The sequence below is a fragment of the Ruegeria sp. THAF33 genome (assembly GCF_009363615.1).
Classification (GTDB): domain Bacteria; phylum Pseudomonadota; class Alphaproteobacteria; order Rhodobacterales; family Rhodobacteraceae; genus Ruegeria.
Window position 1 is genome coordinate 2,272,254 of record NZ_CP045384.1, and the last position, 16,731, is coordinate 2,288,984.

Annotated in this window: 16 protein-coding genes and 2 tRNA genes; 13 read left to right on the forward strand and 5 right to left on the reverse strand. The window is 59.2% G+C overall.

Features of this window, described 5'->3' with window-relative positions:
• Window positions 1-3: 3 nt before the first annotated feature.
• Window positions 4-507 (reverse strand): division/cell wall cluster transcriptional repressor MraZ, encoded by a 504-nt coding sequence (gene mraZ, locus FIU92_RS11340; RefSeq protein ID WP_152458672.1) that lies wholly within the window; start codon window positions 505-507, stop codon window positions 4-6.
• Between the two features lie 967 nt (window positions 508-1,474).
• Here mraZ and FIU92_RS11345 point away from each other — a divergent pair.
• Window positions 1,475-1,699 carry a DUF1127 domain-containing protein gene (locus FIU92_RS11345; protein ID WP_152458673.1) on the forward strand — a complete coding sequence of 75 codons (225 nt, stop codon included), beginning with the start codon at window positions 1,475-1,477 and terminating at the stop codon, window positions 1,697-1,699.
• Window positions 1,700-2,072: 373 nt separating this feature from the next.
• Complete coding sequence (locus FIU92_RS11350; protein WP_152458674.1) at window positions 2,073-2,363, forward strand: DUF1330 domain-containing protein; 291 nt, start codon at window positions 2,073-2,075, stop codon at window positions 2,361-2,363.
• A gap of 4 nt (window positions 2,364-2,367) precedes the next feature.
• Here the strand turns inward: FIU92_RS11350 and FIU92_RS11355 are convergent, their stop codons facing one another.
• A complete protein-coding gene (locus FIU92_RS11355) occupies window positions 2,368-4,761 on the reverse strand; it encodes an ATP-dependent helicase (protein WP_152458675.1) in 2,394 nt (797 codons plus the stop codon).
• Between the two features lie 179 nt (window positions 4,762-4,940).
• Here FIU92_RS11355 and FIU92_RS11360 point away from each other — a divergent pair, with 179 nt between their 5' ends.
• From FIU92_RS11360 to FIU92_RS11375, 4 genes are all read left to right on the forward strand, one after another.
• Entirely contained in the window at window positions 4,941-6,716 is a 1,776-nt protein-coding gene (locus FIU92_RS11360) for a diguanylate cyclase (protein WP_152458676.1), read from the forward strand.
• Between the two features lie 39 nt (window positions 6,717-6,755).
• Window positions 6,756-7,877 carry an alpha-hydroxy acid oxidase gene (locus FIU92_RS11365; protein WP_152458677.1) on the forward strand — a complete coding sequence of 374 codons (1,122 nt, stop codon included), beginning with the start codon at window positions 6,756-6,758 and terminating at the stop codon, window positions 7,875-7,877.
• A 160-nt stretch (window positions 7,878-8,037) separates the two neighbouring features.
• Window positions 8,038-11,475, forward strand: a complete 3,438-nt coding sequence (locus FIU92_RS11370; protein ID WP_152458678.1) for a pyruvate carboxylase — start codon at window positions 8,038-8,040, stop codon at window positions 11,473-11,475.
• A gap of 79 nt (window positions 11,476-11,554) precedes the next feature.
• Window positions 11,555-11,938 carry an MAPEG family protein gene (locus FIU92_RS11375; RefSeq protein ID WP_152458679.1) on the forward strand — a complete coding sequence of 128 codons (384 nt, stop codon included), beginning with the start codon at window positions 11,555-11,557 and terminating at the stop codon, window positions 11,936-11,938.
• A 15-nt stretch (window positions 11,939-11,953) separates the two neighbouring features.
• Here FIU92_RS11375 and FIU92_RS22780 read toward each other — a convergent pair whose 3' ends face one another.
• The gene (locus tag FIU92_RS22780; protein WP_171114892.1) at window positions 11,954-12,106 is read right to left on the reverse strand and encodes a hypothetical protein; all 153 of its coding nucleotides are present in this window, start codon (window positions 12,104-12,106) and stop codon (window positions 11,954-11,956) included.
• 150 nt (window positions 12,107-12,256) lie between these two features.
• Here FIU92_RS22780 and FIU92_RS11380 point away from each other — a divergent pair.
• From FIU92_RS11380 to FIU92_RS11390, 3 genes are all read left to right on the forward strand, one after another.
• A tRNA-Gly gene (locus FIU92_RS11380) sits at window positions 12,257-12,331 on the forward strand.
• 33 nt (window positions 12,332-12,364) lie between these two features.
• Window positions 12,365-12,439 (forward strand) — tRNA-Gly (locus FIU92_RS11385).
• A gap of 81 nt (window positions 12,440-12,520) precedes the next feature.
• Window positions 12,521-13,381 (forward strand): GNAT family N-acetyltransferase, encoded by an 861-nt coding sequence (locus tag FIU92_RS11390; RefSeq protein WP_152458680.1) that lies wholly within the window; start codon window positions 12,521-12,523, stop codon window positions 13,379-13,381.
• On the opposite strand, the gene FIU92_RS11395 is transcribed toward FIU92_RS11390, so the two are convergent.
• On the reverse strand, window positions 13,378-13,617 hold the full coding sequence (locus tag FIU92_RS11395) for an Lrp/AsnC family transcriptional regulator (protein ID WP_050602861.1): 240 nt from the start codon (window positions 13,615-13,617) through the stop codon (window positions 13,378-13,380). The genes FIU92_RS11390 and FIU92_RS11395 overlap by 4 nt on opposite strands.
• 154 nt (window positions 13,618-13,771) lie before the next feature.
• Between FIU92_RS11395 and hisB the strand changes: the two genes are divergently transcribed.
• Window positions 13,772-14,359, forward strand: a complete 588-nt coding sequence (gene hisB, locus FIU92_RS11400) for an imidazoleglycerol-phosphate dehydratase HisB (RefSeq protein ID WP_152458681.1) — start codon at window positions 13,772-13,774, stop codon at window positions 14,357-14,359.
• Complete coding sequence (gene hisH, locus FIU92_RS11405) at window positions 14,360-14,998, forward strand: imidazole glycerol phosphate synthase subunit HisH (RefSeq protein WP_152458682.1); 639 nt, start codon at window positions 14,360-14,362, stop codon at window positions 14,996-14,998.
• Between the two features lie 3 nt (window positions 14,999-15,001).
• Here hisH and FIU92_RS11410 read toward each other — a convergent pair whose 3' ends face one another.
• Complete coding sequence (locus FIU92_RS11410; protein ID WP_152458683.1) at window positions 15,002-15,403, reverse strand: DUF2147 domain-containing protein; 402 nt, start codon at window positions 15,401-15,403, stop codon at window positions 15,002-15,004.
• A gap of 134 nt (window positions 15,404-15,537) precedes the next feature.
• Here FIU92_RS11410 and hisA point away from each other — a divergent pair, with 134 nt between their 5' ends.
• Complete coding sequence (gene hisA / locus FIU92_RS11415) at window positions 15,538-16,260, forward strand: 1-(5-phosphoribosyl)-5-[(5-phosphoribosylamino)methylideneamino]imidazole-4-carboxamide isomerase (RefSeq protein ID WP_152458684.1); 723 nt, start codon at window positions 15,538-15,540, stop codon at window positions 16,258-16,260.
• 4 nt (window positions 16,261-16,264) lie between these two features.
• Window positions 16,265-16,729: a DUF2867 domain-containing protein gene (locus tag FIU92_RS11420; protein ID WP_152458685.1), complete on the forward strand. Its 465-nt coding sequence runs from the start codon at window positions 16,265-16,267 to the stop codon at window positions 16,727-16,729.
• Window positions 16,730-16,731: the final 2 nt, after the last annotated feature.

Consider the following 16,731-nt stretch of genomic DNA (forward strand, 5'->3'; position numbering starts at 1 on the left):
CCGTCACCCGCCCTCGACTTCATCGAGGAATTGCAAAGGATCAACATCGTCGCCAAGGCCGTCCAGCCATTCCTCGGTCGCCGCCAATTCTTCGGATTCGTAGGTTTCCGGCTTCCAGATCTGAAAAGTATCCCCGGCGGCGATAAAAAACGCCTCGCCCTCAAGGCCAATCTTCTTGCGCAGCTTTGCCGGCAGCACCAGCCTCCCGGTTTCATCGACATTGGTCGGGAAGGACTGCCCGTGGAACAGGCGCTGCAACATCTTGCGCTTCATCGAACCGCGAGGCAGCGCGTCGATCTTGGCATCGACCTCGTCGATGGCCTGCATGGTATAGCATTCCAGGTATTTGCGGCGATGATCCCCGTAGACGATCACAAGCTCTGGATTGTCGCCGGGCTGCCAGTTGGGATCGGAGGACTCAAGCACGCGGCGAAACGAGGCCGGGATCGACACCCTGCCTTTCGCATCCACCTTATGGTGGCTTTCACCTCTAAACCTGCGCGCCAAGACGACTGTCCCTTTCGCTTGCGCCCCACTTGAAATTCGCGTTCCCCCCGGATGAAAAACGGCGGGTTGATCTGCTGCCACTGATCAACCCGCCGCATTGACCCGCTGTGCGGGATGTCCAGCTGCACGCGCCACCTGGGGGGATGTCTGCTCGCCCGCGCGCCGGATCTCTTGATTGATGAAAGCGAGATGCCTGTATGAAACCTGATTATTTTTGGTCGGGGTCGTTTGGTGCCCCTGCTGCCTCGTCCTCATCGGATGTATTAGGGATGCCATGGGAATTCATGGAAATCAACAGGAATTTTGCGAACCGTGTTCCATGTATCACGCTTCAGGAACAATACTACCATGAAACTTGAACACAATAACACCAACTATAGGCCACAGCAACACAACACCCCCTAGATATAGATGATTTGAGGCTGAAATTTTTTTCCCACGATTTCCCAAAAAATCTAAAGAATTGCCGTTTTGATTGGAAAAACCCAGCATCCTTGGGCAGCGATCTCGCAGAATCATTCGCTTTTCGCGCGCAATTCCGACGGGACTTCGCCCCCGACAACCACATCGGCCCATGAAATCCCGTGGCGTTCAGGCAGTACGCCCTACGACCTGCGAAACCGGTAAACTGGGCAACAGGGAATAGTTGAACCGCCGCGCTTTGCCTGGCGCTTCGGTCACACGCACGTCTAAAATCGTTTTATTGCGCACAAATTCCAGCCAACACCGCTCAATTAGAGGGCAAGCCGTGGGAAGGCCATGTTTCCGCTGTTACCCGTGACCCAAGGGAAGGCCCAATGTTTCAAGGCGCATTTAGAGTTGAAGGAAAAAACTGAACCAATCTATGCGCTTGCTGCATAGCAGCATTGACGACGCGACCTATTGTGCAATCGCAGCATTTGCCTATTTTCAACCTCAAGCAAGGGCCGAGCGTAATCGGCAAAGCAAATGAATACGGATGATGAGCATGGCAGTCGCAAGCACACATACAGCCTCGAAGAGCGCACCGGCGTTCGGAATCGCAACTTTGATCGAAAACGCAAAGGCGCGTTTTGCCCGCTATCGTATGTATCGCCAGACCGTCAATGAGCTGGCAGGACTGTCGGACCGTGAACTGGCCGATCTGGGCCTGCATCGGTCCATGATCCGTCGGGTGGCCATGCAGGCCGCCAATGATCACATCGCGCAATAAGCGCGCCACGAATACCGAGATCAGGCCCTTCCTCCTCCCTTAGGGTCTGTTATCAGCGGCAACGTCTCTCCTCCTCCCTGACGTTGCCGCACCAAATACCGGCCTCAACCCGCCGGATCCTGATACATCGAGGCTCTCCTCCTCCCTGCCTTGATGTTGAAAGCGCGCGGCGACGCCTTCCTCCTCCCTGACGTCGCCGCGTCTTCTCCATACCGGGCTCAACCCCGGGTTCGAATACATCGGGGCTCTCCTCCTCCCTGCTCTGATGTTGACAAGACGGCGGTTCCCCTTCCTCCTCCCTGGGAACCGCCGTTTTTTTGTTTTTCTGACATAGGTGTAAGAAGGCCCTCTGATTTCTGATCCGGAGGAAACAATGGCCGCCTATTTCATCGCGCAGATCGACATCCACGACCCGGATGGGTATCAGGATTATCTGGCGGGTTTCATGCCGATCTTCGACCGCCACAAAGGCCGCCTGCTCACGGTCTCATCGAAACCGGTCGAACGGATCGAAGGCGATTGGCCCGAAGGTGGCATTGTGCTGATGGAATTTCCGGACCTTGCCACGGCGAAAGCCTGGAAAGACGACCCTGATTACATCGAGCTGGCGAAAATCCGGCAAGCTACCGCCTCGACCAATCTGGTTCTGGTCGAAGGGATATGACGCCTCAGAACGGGACGTCATCCTTGTTGGTCAGAAAACGCGAGACCACTTTCTTTGTGCCTGCCTTGTCGAATTCGACTTCGACCTTGTCGCCCTCGATCCCGACAACCGCGCCATAGCCGAATTTCTGGTGGAACACCCGTTCCCCCAGCGTGAAACTGGCCACGGCGGTCGCGTCGATCACCGTGTTGCGGGATTCGCGCGGCTGCGACATGCCGTATTGCCCCTGGCGCGCCTGCATCCGCCTCCAGCCCGGCGAGTTGTAGACATTCGCTTCGGCCGCACGGGTTTCAATGCCCGCAGCGGGCTGGCCGCCACCATAGAGACCCGGAGGCGTAAGGACCTCAACGTGATCTTCCGGCAATTCGTCGATGAACCGGGACGGCATGGAGTTCTGCCACTGCCCGAACACCCGCCGGTTGGCGGCAAAAGAAATGGTACACACTTCTTCGGCACGGGTGATGCCGACATAGGCCAGGCGCCGTTCTTCCTCGAGCCCCTTGAGCCCGGATTCGTCCATTGACCGCTGCGAGGGGAACAGCCCGTCTTCCCAGCCCGGCAGGAAGACGGCGGGAAACTCCAGCCCCTTGGCCGCGTGCAGGGTCATGATCGAAACCTTGGCGCCGTCGCTGTCCTGTTCGTTGTCCATGACCAGACTGACATGTTCCAGAAACCCTTGCAGGTTCTCGAAATTGTCCAGCTGGTTCACCAGTTCCTTGAGGTTTTCAAGGCGCCCCGGCGCTTCGGGTGTCTTGTCGTTCTGCCAGTGGGCGGTATAGCCGGATTCGTCGAGAATGATCTGCGCAAGTTCGATATGCGTATGCTCGGGTGCGCCGAACCGCATGAGCGAACCGTCATCGATCACCGAATCGTCGTCCACCTCGATCCGTGGCCCACGCGTCATCGCATTCCAACGCGCCAGACCGTCGATCAGTTCGCGCAGCGCCTTGCCTCCCTTGCCGTTGATCAGCCCGTTGTCGACCGCAATCCGAGCCCCTTCGACCAGTGACACCCCATTTTCGCGCGCGGTCATCTGGATGGTTTGCTGCGCCTTGTCGCCAAGGCCGCGTTTCGGCGTGTTTACGATTCTCTCAAACGCAAGATCATCCTCGGGGCTGACCACCAGCCGGAAATAGGCCATGGCATCGCGAATCTCCATCCGCTCATAAAAGCGCGGGCCGCCGATCACCTTGTAGGGTAGACCGATGGTCAGAAACCTGTCTTCGAAGGCGCGCATCTGGTGGCTGGCGCGCACGAGGATCGCGATCTCATCAAGGTTCATCGGGCGAATACCGCGCGTACCGCCCTGCATCGCGTCGATCTCCTCGCCGATCCAGCGGGCCTCTTCCTCGCCATCCCAATGGCCGATCAGATTGATCTTGTGGCCTTCCTCGGCTTCGGTCCACAGCTCTTTGCCCAGGCGGTTTTCATTGCCGCGAATGACGTTCGACGCAGCCGCCAGAATATGCGGGGTCGAGCGGTAGTTCTGTTCCAGCCGCACCACATACGCGCCGGGAAAGTCCTTTTCGAACCGCAGGATGTTGCCCACCTCGGCCCCGCGCCAGCCATAGATCGACTGATCGTCATCGCCGACGCAGCAGATGTTCTTGTGCCCGCCCGCCAGCAGCCGCAGCCACAGATATTGGGCGATGTTGGTGTCCTGATACTCGTCCACCAGGATATAGCGGAACCAGCGCTGGTATTGCTGCAGAACATCCTGATGGGCCTGGAAGATCGTAACCATGTGCAGAAGCAGATCGCCGAAATCCACCGCATTCAATTCGCGCAGGCGGGTCTGATATTGAGCATACAACTCAATGCCCTTGCTGTCATAAGCCCCGGCATCGGCGGCTGGCACCTTGTCGGGCGTCAGCGCACGGTTCTTCCAATCGTCGATGATTCCCAGCAACATCCGCGCAGGCCAGCGTTTGTCGTCGATATTTGCGGCCTGCACCAACTGCTTGAGCAGGCGCAACTGGTCGTCGGTATCCAGAATGGTGAAGTTCGATTTCAAATCGACCAGTTCCGCATGGCGGCGCAGCAGTTTGACGCAGATCGAATGAAAGGTACCCAGCCATGGCATCCCCTCAGCAGGCTGCCCCAACAGGCGGCCCACCCGTTCCTTCATCTCGCGCGCGGCCTTGTTGGTGAAGGTTACCGACAGAATCTCATTCGGACGTGCGCGCGCAGTGTTGAGAAGATGCGCGATCCGGGTGGTCAGAGCCTTGGTCTTGCCCGTCCCGGCACCTGCCAGCATCAGAACCGGTCCGTCCAGACGCTCGACCGCGTCCCGTTGTGCCGGGTTCAGATCATCCAGATAGGGCGAAGGGCGCACGGCCATGGCCCGCGCCGACAGCGATGCGCCCTCGAAGGCGTCCATTTCGTCAAAACTGCTCATGGCCCCAAACTACGCCGGATAAGCGCGAAGGGAAAGGGTTTGTTCACGGCTTGTTCACAGACTTTTCGCACTTCTTTTTACATTCAATTCTCAACAAACACGCCACCGCCCCGCACCCCCGTTAACTCTCTGTCAAATCCTGACTGGGATGTTTGGCACAGTGTAGTGGGAGCGGACAAATGAAACAGGCGGAACTGACGGGTCAGTCCTCGAGGCTTAAGATGATGGGCGTGGCCCTGATGCTGCTCGCGCTGACTGCAGCAGCGGGCTGGGGAATCTACGCCGCCCCGGCGCCAGTGGTTGATCGCATGCTGGAAGCAGACCTGCGAAAAAACGCGATGCGGATGAGCCGCCAGGTCGAAAGCCATCTGAACGATCTTGAACAGGCATTCCGTTTTCACGCATTGACCGATCATGACCGGGAGTTTCTGGAGCTACTGCCCGAAACCACGGACATTTATCGCTTCAAGCTGTTCGATGCTTCGGGGCAGGTGTTCTGGTCGACCCGAGCCAGCGACGTCGGTTTCGTGAATACGAAACCCTATTTCCAGTCGATCGTCGCCGCTGGGGGCCTTTTTTACAAACACGAAGAGAAGCCGGTTACCGAAGTTGATTCCTTTGTTGTCGACAATTCCCGGGATACGGAACTGAGCAGCCGCCATGTGGCCGAGGTCTATACGCCGATCATCAAGGACGCGACGTTCCTGGGCGCGATTGAGTTCTATTCCGACATAACCGACCTGCGGAACCTGTTCATCACGCGCGTTCGCCTGTCTCTGGCGCTGCTGAGCGGGGTCGCCCTGCTGGCGCTGACGACTGTCATCCTGATTGTCCATCGCACCAACCGTCGTCAGGTTCGCGACCTTCGCAAACGGGCCCAGAAAGAGAGGGAGCTGATGGACGAGCAACTGCGCCTGGCCCGAGAGGTCCGCCTGTTGGGTGAATTGAACGAATGGCTGCAATCAAGCCGGTCGCTGGATGAACTGTTCGACATGGTGTCTCGCTTTATGACCCACATCCTGCCAGAGGCCGAAGGCAGCGTGTACGTCTACTCAAACTCACGCGACGTGCTGGATGGCTGCGCCAGCTGGAACGGTGGATCCCATAAATCCCACATTCATCCCGAAGGATGCTGGGGCTTGCGGCGCGGCCGGACCTACGAGTTCGGCGCATCCGAGATTGATTTTGTCTGCGAACACGCCGAACCGCATGACGGGCGGCCTTATTTCTGCTTTCCCATTCTGGCCCATGGCGAAACCGTTGGTCTTTTGCATCTGCGGGCACTTGAGGGGCGCGAAGACTGCTTCAACAAGAGCCGCAAGCTGGCCCAATTGTGCGCCGAACAGATCAGTATGGCGATCGCCAATGTCCGCATGCGGGATCAGCTTCACGACCAATCGGTACGAGACCCCCTGACCGGGCTGTTCAATCGCCGCCATATGACCGAGACGCTGCGCAAGTCCATCAGCCGCAGCCAGCAGACGGGCGCCGCGCTAAGCCTGATCGCCGTGGACGTGGATCACTTCAAGAAGTTCAACGATACTCATGGGCATGATGCGGGCGACATGGTGTTGCGCGCCGTCGGCGCCGCCCTGGAACAAGGGTGCGACCGGGACGAAGTCGCCTGCCGCATCGGGGGTGAAGAGTTCATGCTGATCCTGCCTGACAACAGCCCCGAAGATGCCGTGACCCGAGCCGAACAACTGCGCCAGGCGGTTGAAGCCGTAACCGTACGATATGGCGAGAAGGCCTTGCCGCGCATTACGATATCGGTCGGGGTCGCACATTACCCGGCCCACGGCACCATGCCGCAGGACCTGATGCGCGCGGCAGACGATGCGCTTTATGTCGCCAAGGACAAGGGGCGCAACCAGGTGCATGTTGCAAGCGGCACCAGGAACCAGACCAAAAATGTGCCGCCTGAACACCGGCAACCACCTAAGGATGCAGCTTAAAAAACTTGCCGAATCGCATGGCAGGTCGGATCAATCTGCATGGACTTGCACAGCACTTATCCCGGCATACCGGATCTGAAACACCGTGCGCGCCGTCGTCTGCCGCATTTCGTGTGGGAGTATATCGACAGTGGAACCGGGATTGAAACGACACTGCACCGGAACCGCCAGGCGCTGGATGAGGTGCGCCTCTGCCCCTCGATCCTGCATGGCGAGCTGAACTTTGATACGTCAAAGTCGTTTCTCGACGCTTCGTATCCGCTGCCGTTCGGAGTCGCGCCGATCGGAATGTCCGGGCTGGTCTGGCCCCGCGCCGAGCAACTGCTTGCCAGCGCGGCCGCAGAGGCGGGTATTCCCTATACCCTGTCGACCGTAGCCAGCCAAAGCCCCGAAGACATGGCACCGCATCTTGGGGACAATGCCTGGTTCCAGCTTTACCCGCCCCGGGATCCGGATATTCGAAAAGACCTGCTGAACCGGGTCCGCAAAGCCGGGTTCAAAACCCTGGTCCTCACCGCGGATGTTCCCGTCGCATCGCGCAGGGAAAGGCAGACACGATCGGGCCTGCGGCAACCGCCAAAGCTGACCCCGCGCATTCTGGCGCAGATCGGCCAAAGACCCGCCTGGGCGATGGGCATGCTGCGCAACGGTGTGCCGCATATGCGAACGCTGGACAAATATATCGAAAACCCCGGAAATCTGCCGCCCACGGCTCATATCGGTTACCTGCTTCGAACCTCGCCGGATCTGGACTATGTCAAATGGCTGCGCGACCATTGGGACGGTCCGCTTGTCCTGAAGGGTGTCCTGCGACCTGAGGATACGAGCAGGCTGGAACAGGTCGGTGTCGATGCCTTGTGGGTGTCGAATCATGGCGGCCGTCAATTTGATGCGGCCCCGGCCAGCATCGAGGTTCTGCCCTCTGTCCGGGATGCAACCCGCCTGCCCCTGATCTTCGACAGTGGTGTCGAAGGCGGCCTGGATATTTTGCGGGCCATGTCGCTGGGCGCAGACTTCGTCATGCTCGGGCGGGCTTTTTTGTATGGTCTCGCGGCACTTGGCGCGCGGGGGCCTGCACATGTCATCGAGATTCTCAGGCAGGACCTGCATGCAAATATGGGCCAGATGGGCCTTGCAAGCCTGTGTCAGATTGAGAGTTAACGTTAAACATTTGATGCTGCGGCGCAGCAAAAGTATAAGGGCGCTGCGATCATAGGGCGTTTGCGAGCGATAACATGCCGGTTCTACCCAGAAGAACGGATATACCTGCGCGTATTCTCCGCCCAATAAGACGCCCATACACAAAAGACCGGGACCTATCATGACAGACTTCAACAAGATCCTGATCGCCAACCGCGGCGAGATTGCCATCCGCGTCATGCGCGCAGCAAACGAGATGGGAAAACGAACCGTCGCCGTCTACGCTGAAGAAGACAAACTGGGCCTGCACCGGTTCAAGGCGGACGAGGCGTATCAGATCGGTGAAGGCATGGGGCCGGTTGCCGCGTATCTTTCGATCGACGAGATCATCCGTGTTGCCAAGCAATGTGGCGCCGACGCGATTCATCCGGGATATGGCCTGCTGTCCGAGAACCCGGATTTCGTCGATGCCTGCGTCAAGAACGGCATCACCTTCATCGGCCCCACGGCGGAAACCATGCGCGCGCTTGGCGACAAGGCCAGCGCGCGACGCGTAGCCATCGAAGCAGGCGTTCCGGTCATTCCCGCCACCGAAGTTCTGGGCGATGACATGGACGCGATCCGCAAGGAGGCCGCCGAAATCGGCTATCCGCTGATGCTCAAGGCGTCTTGGGGCGGCGGCGGGCGCGGCATGCGCCCGATCCAGTCGGAAGAAGAGCTGGAAGAGAAAGTGCTGGAAGGCCGTCGCGAGGCCGAAGCCGCATTCGGCAATGGCGAGGGTTATCTGGAAAAGATGATCATTCGTGCGCGCCATGTCGAGGTGCAGATCCTGGGCGACAAGCATGGTGAAATCTATCACCTGTATGAACGCGACTGCTCGGTCCAGCGCCGGAACCAGAAAGTCGTGGAACGCGCCCCTGCCCCGTATCTGAGCGACGAACAGCGCGCCGAGATCTGCGAGCTTGGCCGCAGGATCTGTGCGCATGTCAATTACGAATGTGCCGGCACGGTCGAGTTCCTGATGGATATGGACACCGGCAAGTTCTATTTCATCGAAGTCAATCCGCGCGTACAGGTCGAACACACCGTGACCGAAGAAGTCACCGGTATCGACATCGTGCAGGCGCAGATCCTGATCGCCGAGGGCAAGACGCTGGCCGAGGCGACGGGCATGGCCAGCCAAAAGGATATCCAGCTCAACGGCCACGCGTTGCAGACACGGATCACCACCGAGGACCCACAGAACAACTTCATCCCCGATTATGGCCGGATCACCGCCTATCGCTCGGCCACCGGTATGGGCATCCGTCTGGATGGCGGCACGGCCTATGCGGGCGGGGTGATTACGCGCTATTACGACTCGCTGCTGACCAAGGTTACGGCCTGGGCCCCCACGCCCGAAAAGGCGATATCCCGGATGGATCGCGCCCTGCGCGAGTTCCGCATCCGCGGGGTTTCGACGAATATCGACTTCGTCATCAACCTGCTGAAGCATCCGACCTTCTTGTCGAACGAATACACCACCAAGTTCATCGACACGACGCCCGAACTGTTCACCTTCAAGAAGCGGCGCGACCGCGGCACCAAGGTTCTGACCTATATCGCGGACATCACCGTGAACGGGCATCCCGAAACCAAGGACCGCCCGCGCCCGCGCGCCGACCTGAAAGAGGCCAGGCCTCCGGCGCTGAAGGCCGAACCGCAGATGGGTACGCGCAACCTGCTGGAGCAGAAGGGCCCGCAGGCGGTGGCCGACTGGATGAAGGCACAGCGCCAACTGCTGATCACCGACACCACCATGCGCGACGGGCACCAGTCTCTGCTGGCGACCCGGATGCGCTCGATCGACATGATCAAGGTGGCTCCCTCCTATGCAGCGAACTTGCCGCAGCTGTTCTCGGTCGAATGCTGGGGCGGCGCGACTTTCGACGTGGCGTATCGGTTCTTGCAGGAATGCCCGTGGCAGCGCCTGCGGGACCTGCGCGAGGCGATGCCGAACCTGATGACCCAGATGCTGCTGCGCGGCGCAAACGGCGTGGGCTATACGAACTATCCTGACAACGTGGTGCAGGAGTTCGTGCGTCAGGCGGCGACAGGAATTGACGTGTTCCGCGTCTTCGACTCGCTGAACTGGGTCGAAAACATGCGCGTGGCGATGGATGCGGTCGTCGATAGCGGCAAGATTTGCGAAGGTACCGTCTGTTACACTGGCGATATTCTTGACCCGGATCGCGCCAAGTATGACCTGAAATACTATGTCGGCATGGCGAAAGAACTACGTGACGCCGGCGCGCATATTCTGGGCCTTAAGGACATGGCGGGCCTGCTGAAACCGGCCGCGGCCAAGATCCTGATCCGTGCGCTGAAAGAAGAGGTAGGGCTACCGATACACTTCCACACCCATGACACTGCCGGTATTGCCAGTGCGACCATTCTGGCCGCGTCCGAGGCGGGTGTGGATGCAGTTGACTGCGCGATGGACAGCTTCTCGGGCAACACCAGCCAGGCGACGCTGGGTACGGTTGTCGAGGCGCTGCGCCATACCGACCGCGACACCGGGCTGGACATCAAGGCCATTCGTGAAATCAGCGATTACTTCGAGGCTGTGCGTGGCCAGTATGCGGCCTTCGAATCCAGCCTTCAGGCCCCTGCGTCCGAGGTCTATCTGCACGAGATGCCGGGCGGTCAGTTCACCAACCTCAAGGCACAGGCACGCAGCCTGGGTCTGGAAGAACGCTGGCACGAAGTGGCCCAGATGTATGCTGACGTGAACCAGATGTTCGGTGATATCGTGAAGGTCACGCCGTCTTCCAAGGTCGTTGGTGACATGGCGCTGATGATGGTCAGCCAGAACATGACACGTGAACAGGTCGAGGACCCGAATACCGACGTGGCCTTCCCCGATTCGGTCGTGGACATGATGCGCGGCAATCTGGGTCAGCCTCCGGGCGGTTTCCCCGAGACCATCATCAAGAAGGTGCTGAAAGACGAGGTTCCCAACACGCAGCGACCCGGCAAGGACGTGCCCCCGGTCGATCTTGAAGCCACCCGCGCCGAGCTGTCCAAGCAGCTGGAAGGCAAAGAGGTCGATGACGAGGATCTGAACGGCTATCTGATGTATCCCAAGGTGTTCCTGGACTACATGGGTCGCCACCGGATCTACGGCCCGGTTCGTACCCTGCCAACGCGCACCTTCTTCTACGGCATGGAGCCGGGCGAAGAGATCACCGCGGAAATCGACCCCGGCAAGACGCTGGAAATCCGGTGTCAGGCCATCGGCGAAACGGATGAAAAGGGCGAGGTCAAAGTGTTCTTTGAACTCAACGGCCAACCGCGCGTGATCCGGGTTCCGAACCGGCTGGTCACCTCGACCACGCAGGCGCGGCCCAAGGCCGAGGTCGGCAACCCGGATCATGTCGGTGCGCCGATGCCCGGTGTTGTTGCCACCGTCGCCGTAACAGCGGGCCAGCAGGTCAAGGAAGGCGACATGTTGCTGACCATCGAGGCGATGAAGATGGAAACCGGCATCCACGCCGAGCGCGATGCGACCGTCAAGGCCGTTCATGTGCAGCCCGGTGGCCAGATTGACGCAAAGGACCTTCTGGTCGAGCTGGAATAACCTGCCGAACCGGTTACAGTTCAAAGGGCCGCGCGGGAAACCGCGCGGCCCTTTTTCTATGCTGGAACGGAGACCCACCATGCTTGCTATCACCCCGATCTATGCGGCCCTGATCGCTATTCTTTACGTGGCACTCAGCGTCAAAGTGATCCTTCAGCGCCGCAGCGACAAAATCTCGGTCGGGGATGGGGGCAGCAAATTGATGATCAAGGCGATACGGACACATTCCAATTGCGCCGAATACGCCCCTATCGCCCTTTTGCTGATCGCCATGGTGGAATTACAGGGCGCCGGAGGGTTGCTTGTGCATATACTGGGTTTGATGTTGCTGGCCGGGCGTCTGCTGCACGCTTACGGATTCGGGCGCACGCCCCAGATCGTCATCCTGCGGCAGGCTGGCATGAGCCTGACGTTCCTGGCCATTCTGGTTGCGGCCATCGCCAACCTGATTCTGGCGCTGTAGCTCGGTTGGCGGGTGTTATCCCGTCAGATCCGTAATCATCACATGGGGCGCTTTCGACAAAACGGGCGTGATCTGACCGTGTTCGTGATCGTCCGATTTCGGCATCGCGGTGACCAGCAAGATCATTGCGGCCAGCGCCATTATCTTCATGTCTGCAACAGAAATCATGAAAGCCCCTCTGCCTGTGTCCTTTTTTGATCCGTGTTTGAGATTGAACGGGCCAGATGCCGGGTTCCGTCGAAATATTTTTCCTCTATTTTGTGTTTTTCCGCTTGCAGCCCCGCGTGGGAATTTATAAATCCCTCCTCACTCAACGGCGCGGGCGTAGCTCAGGGGTAGAGCATAACCTTGCCAAGGTTAGGGTCGGGCGTTCGAATCGCCTCGCCCGCTCCATTGAGAGGTCTTCGGACCACATATGTATCTGATGCGGGCGTAGCTCAGGGGTAGAGCATAACCTTGCCAAGGTTAGGGTCGGGCGTTCGAATCGCCTCGCCCGCTCCAGATACCAAACTCTCCATACATGCTGGCTCTTCACAAGACATTGCGTCATTCTGGTTGCATTGCCCAACGCAGGATTCACCCATGTCTGATTACGTCATCCGCCCTCTTACCGTTGACGAGGTCCAAAAGGCCGTTGATTGGGCCGGGCGCGAAGGGTGGAACCCGGGGCATCACGATGCTCGTTGCTTCCACGGCACGGATACTCGCGGGTTTCTCGGGGGATTCCTGGATGGCGAAATGATCGCTTCCATCTCGGTCGTTCAGTATGATGACGCATTTGCGTTCCTTGGCTTCTACATCGTCCTGCCCGAGTTTCGCGGATCGGGCCACGGGCTGAAAATCTGGCGGCATGCCTTGGAAAACTGCAATGCGGGCAACATCGGTCTGGATGGGGTCGTCGACCAGCAACACAACTACCGCAGTTCGGGATTTTCTTTCGCCTATAACAACTATCGTTTCACGGCGACTGTAGAGAAGTTGCAGCAGGCTCTGACCCCATCAACCGGCGTTGAGCCCCTGACGGCGGCGTCCGAGGCTTTGTTCGCCTACGACCGGCACCTTTTTCCGGCCCGCCGCGACGCGTTCTTGCAGGGCTGGATCAGCGCGCCTGGCCATATGTCCCGCGTGTATTCCGAGGATGGTCAGATCAAGGGGTATGCAACGTTGCGCCCCTGCCGGACAGGGTACAAGATCGGGCCGCTTTTTGCAGATCGCGAGAGCATCGCCGAAGCCCTGCTGGCCAGTTTGCTGGAAACCGTGCCAGCCCACCATTCACAGGATGCCGTTTTCATCGACATGCCTTTGCCCAACACGGCCGCGTTTGCGCTGGCCGCAAAGCTCGGGTTGGAAAAGGTGTTTGAAACGGCCCGGATGTATTCCGGCCGCGCGCCGGATATCGATCTGAGCCGTGTCTTTGGCGTCACCTCATTCGAACTGGGCTAAAACGCCTTGAACGTCATTGTGGTCAGCGAGCGTTCGATATTGGGAATCACCAGCAGGTGTTCGTTGATGAAATGGCCCACATCCTCGGTCTCGGGGATATAGAGCTTGAGCAGCAGATCATATTCACCGCTGGTGGAATACAGTTCAGAGTGGATTTCGCGCAGGGCGATTTCCTCGGCGACCTTGTAGGTGGTGCCGGGCTTGCAGCGGATCTGGATGAAAACGCAGGTGGACATGGTTTGACCCTATCGGTTCGTGTTGTTGGCAAGCTGACACGGGGCCAAGCCGGGTGCAATCCCTTGCAACAGTTTGCAGCGATCGCAACGCGCGGTCTGGAAAACCCCGACCTTCCCCGTCTATAAGCGCGCCTGTAGCAAAAGGAATTCGCCCATGCGCAGCGCAAAGATCAGCCGCCAGACTGCCGAAACCGAAATTTCGGTCGAGATCAATCTGGATGGCACCGGCATGTATGACAACCAGACCGGAGTTGGCTTTTTTGATCACATGCTGGATCAGCTGGCGCGCCATTCGCTGATCGACATGACGATCAGCGCCAAGGGCGATTATCACATTGATGATCACCACACGGTTGAAGATACCGGCATCGCGCTGGGGCAGGCTTTGACGCAGGCTCTGGGCGACAAGAAAGGGATCCGGCGGTACGGAGAATGCCACCTACCGATGGACGACGCCCAGGTACGCTGTGCGCTGGACCTGTCGGGCCGCCCCTATCTGATCTGGAATGTGGATCTGCCGACGCAGAAAATCGGTGCGTTCGACACAGAACTTGTGCGCGAGTTCTTTCAGGCGCTCAGCACCCATGGCGGCATCACGCTGCATATCGACCAGCTGCACGGTTTCAACAGCCACCACATCGCCGAGGCCGCCTTCAAGGCCGTCGCGCGCGCGCTGCGCGACGCTGTTGAAACTGATCCGCGCAAGGCAGATGCGATTCCGTCGACCAAAGGCGCGTTGTAAATGCTGACCGCCATTATCGACTACGAAAGCGGCAACCTGCACTCGGCGGAAAAAGCGTTTCAGCGCATGGCGCAAGAGGTCGGCGCCGGAGAGGTTGTCGTCACCTCGGACGCGGATGTTGTGGCACGCGCCGATCGCTTGGTTCTGCCCGGCGACGGGGCGTTTCCGGCATGCGCTGCCGAATTGCGTGGGCACAAGGGCATCTATGACGCGATGGTCGAGGCGGTCGAACAGAAAGGCCGCCCGTTTCTGGGCATCTGTGTGGGGATGCAGTTGATGGCAACCAAGGGCCATGAATACAGCGAAACGGATGGTCTGGGCTGGATTGCCGGCGATGTCGTCAGGATCGAGCCGTCAGACACATCGCTGAAAGTGCCCCATATGGGCTGGAACGATCTTGTTCTGGACAGCGATCACCCGGTGTTCAACGGGGTGAAATCCGGCGATCACACCTATTTCGTCCACTCGTACCACTTCCGGGTGTCCGACCCGGCACAGCGATTGGCTTATGTGGACTACGGGCAGGAGGTCACGGCCGTGATTGGCCGTGACACGATGGTTGGAATGCAGTTTCACCCCGAGAAAAGCCAGGACGTCGGCCTGCGCATGCTGGGAAACTTCCTAACCTGGAAACCCTGAGGCTTACTGAACACGCGTCCAGGTTTGACCGCGACAGATAAGACCGCCCGCCACGCATCCCTTGACGGTCAGTTTGTTCTGGCCGTCCAGTGACATTTTCGAATTGTAGGTTTTGTCCCGGTCCGGTGCCCAGATCTTGCCGCTGTCATAGCTTCCGCCGCCATCGGGCACCATGTCCCAAATGATCTGTTTGCCCAGGTTTTCATATTCCAACTGCTCGTTGCCATCCGCATCAAAGGCGCTGTCGATGGTTCCGCAGATCGCACTGCCGCATCCGGAAATCGTCACGTGCAGATAGCCGCCGGTATCACCGGGTGCAGTCTTCCACAGACCGTCGACGGGATCCGCAGCCATCGCGCTGGTCGCAAGAAACATCAAACCCGCTGCAAACGTAAATTTCTTCATGATGGTCTCCCTGTTTTGATGGCAGTCTGACCCGGCAGCCAGCTGCGGGCAAGAATGACCCAGCGTCGCGTTGCATCCCCTGCCCCGCCTGTGCGATATCCCGCGCGTGCAACACAGATATAGGGCCGCCCGACATGATCCTCTACCCCGCCATCGACCTCAAAGACGGCAATGCCGTGCGCCTGCTGCGTGGTGAAATGGACAAGGCCACCGTGTTCAACGAAGACCCCGCCGCGCAGGCCCGCGCCTTTGTCGAGGCCGGGTGCGAGTGGCTGCATCTGGTCGATCTGAACGGCGCTTTTGCAGGTGAGCCGGTCAACGCCGCCCCGGTCGAGGCGATTCTGAAAGCCTGCGACGTGCCCGCGCAATTGGGTGGCGGCATCCGCGACATGGCCACCATCGAGACCTGGATCGACAAAGGTCTGGCCCGCGTGATTCTGGGCACGGTCGCGGTCGAGAACCCCGATCTGGTGCGCGAAGCGGCCAAAGCCTTTCCTGGCAAGGTCGCCGTGGGCATCGACGCGCGCAACGGTCTGGTTGCCACCAAGGGTTGGGCCGAAGAAACCGACGTTCAGGTAACGGATCTGGCCCGCAGCTTCGAAGACGCGGGCGTAGCCGCGATCATATACACCGACATCAACCGGGACGGCGCGATGCAGGGCCCCAATGTCGAGGCCACCGCAGAGCTTGCCAAATCGGTCGATATTCCGGTCATCGCATCTGGCGGCGTGTCCTCGATCGCCGATCTGATCGCCCTGCGCGATTGTGGCGCAGCTTTGAACGGTGCCATTTCCGGCCGCGCGCTTTATGATGGAGCGATTGATCTGAAAGAGGCTCTGACCACGCTCAGAGGATAGCTTTATGTTTCATTCGCCGGTAAAGCGTTCCGAACTGTCCGCGCACAGCCTGCTGAACGAACGGTTCAAAACCGGCGACTTTCTGGACTGCTTCAGTGTTGAATCCAATCTTCCGCCGCGCCGGGCCGCGGAAATCATCACCGCGTTCCCCGGATGGGCGATGGCACTGGTTCGGCTGCGCGGCCTGCTGGTGACACCCTTTGGCCTCAGCACGACAGGCCCGGATGCCGGCGACAAGCTGGGGATCTTCCCGGTCGAACATGATGGCAGGACCGAGGTGATCGCAGGATTCAATGATCGCCACCTGGATTTCCGGGTTTCCGTCCTGTCGGAAAACGGCCGCATCTCGCTGGCCACGTGGGTCCGACGCCATAACCTTGGCGGGCGCCTGTACCTGGCTGCGATCCTGCCATTTCACATCCTGATCGCGCGAAACGCGCTTGCACGTGTGAAAAGCGCAAGCACATGACC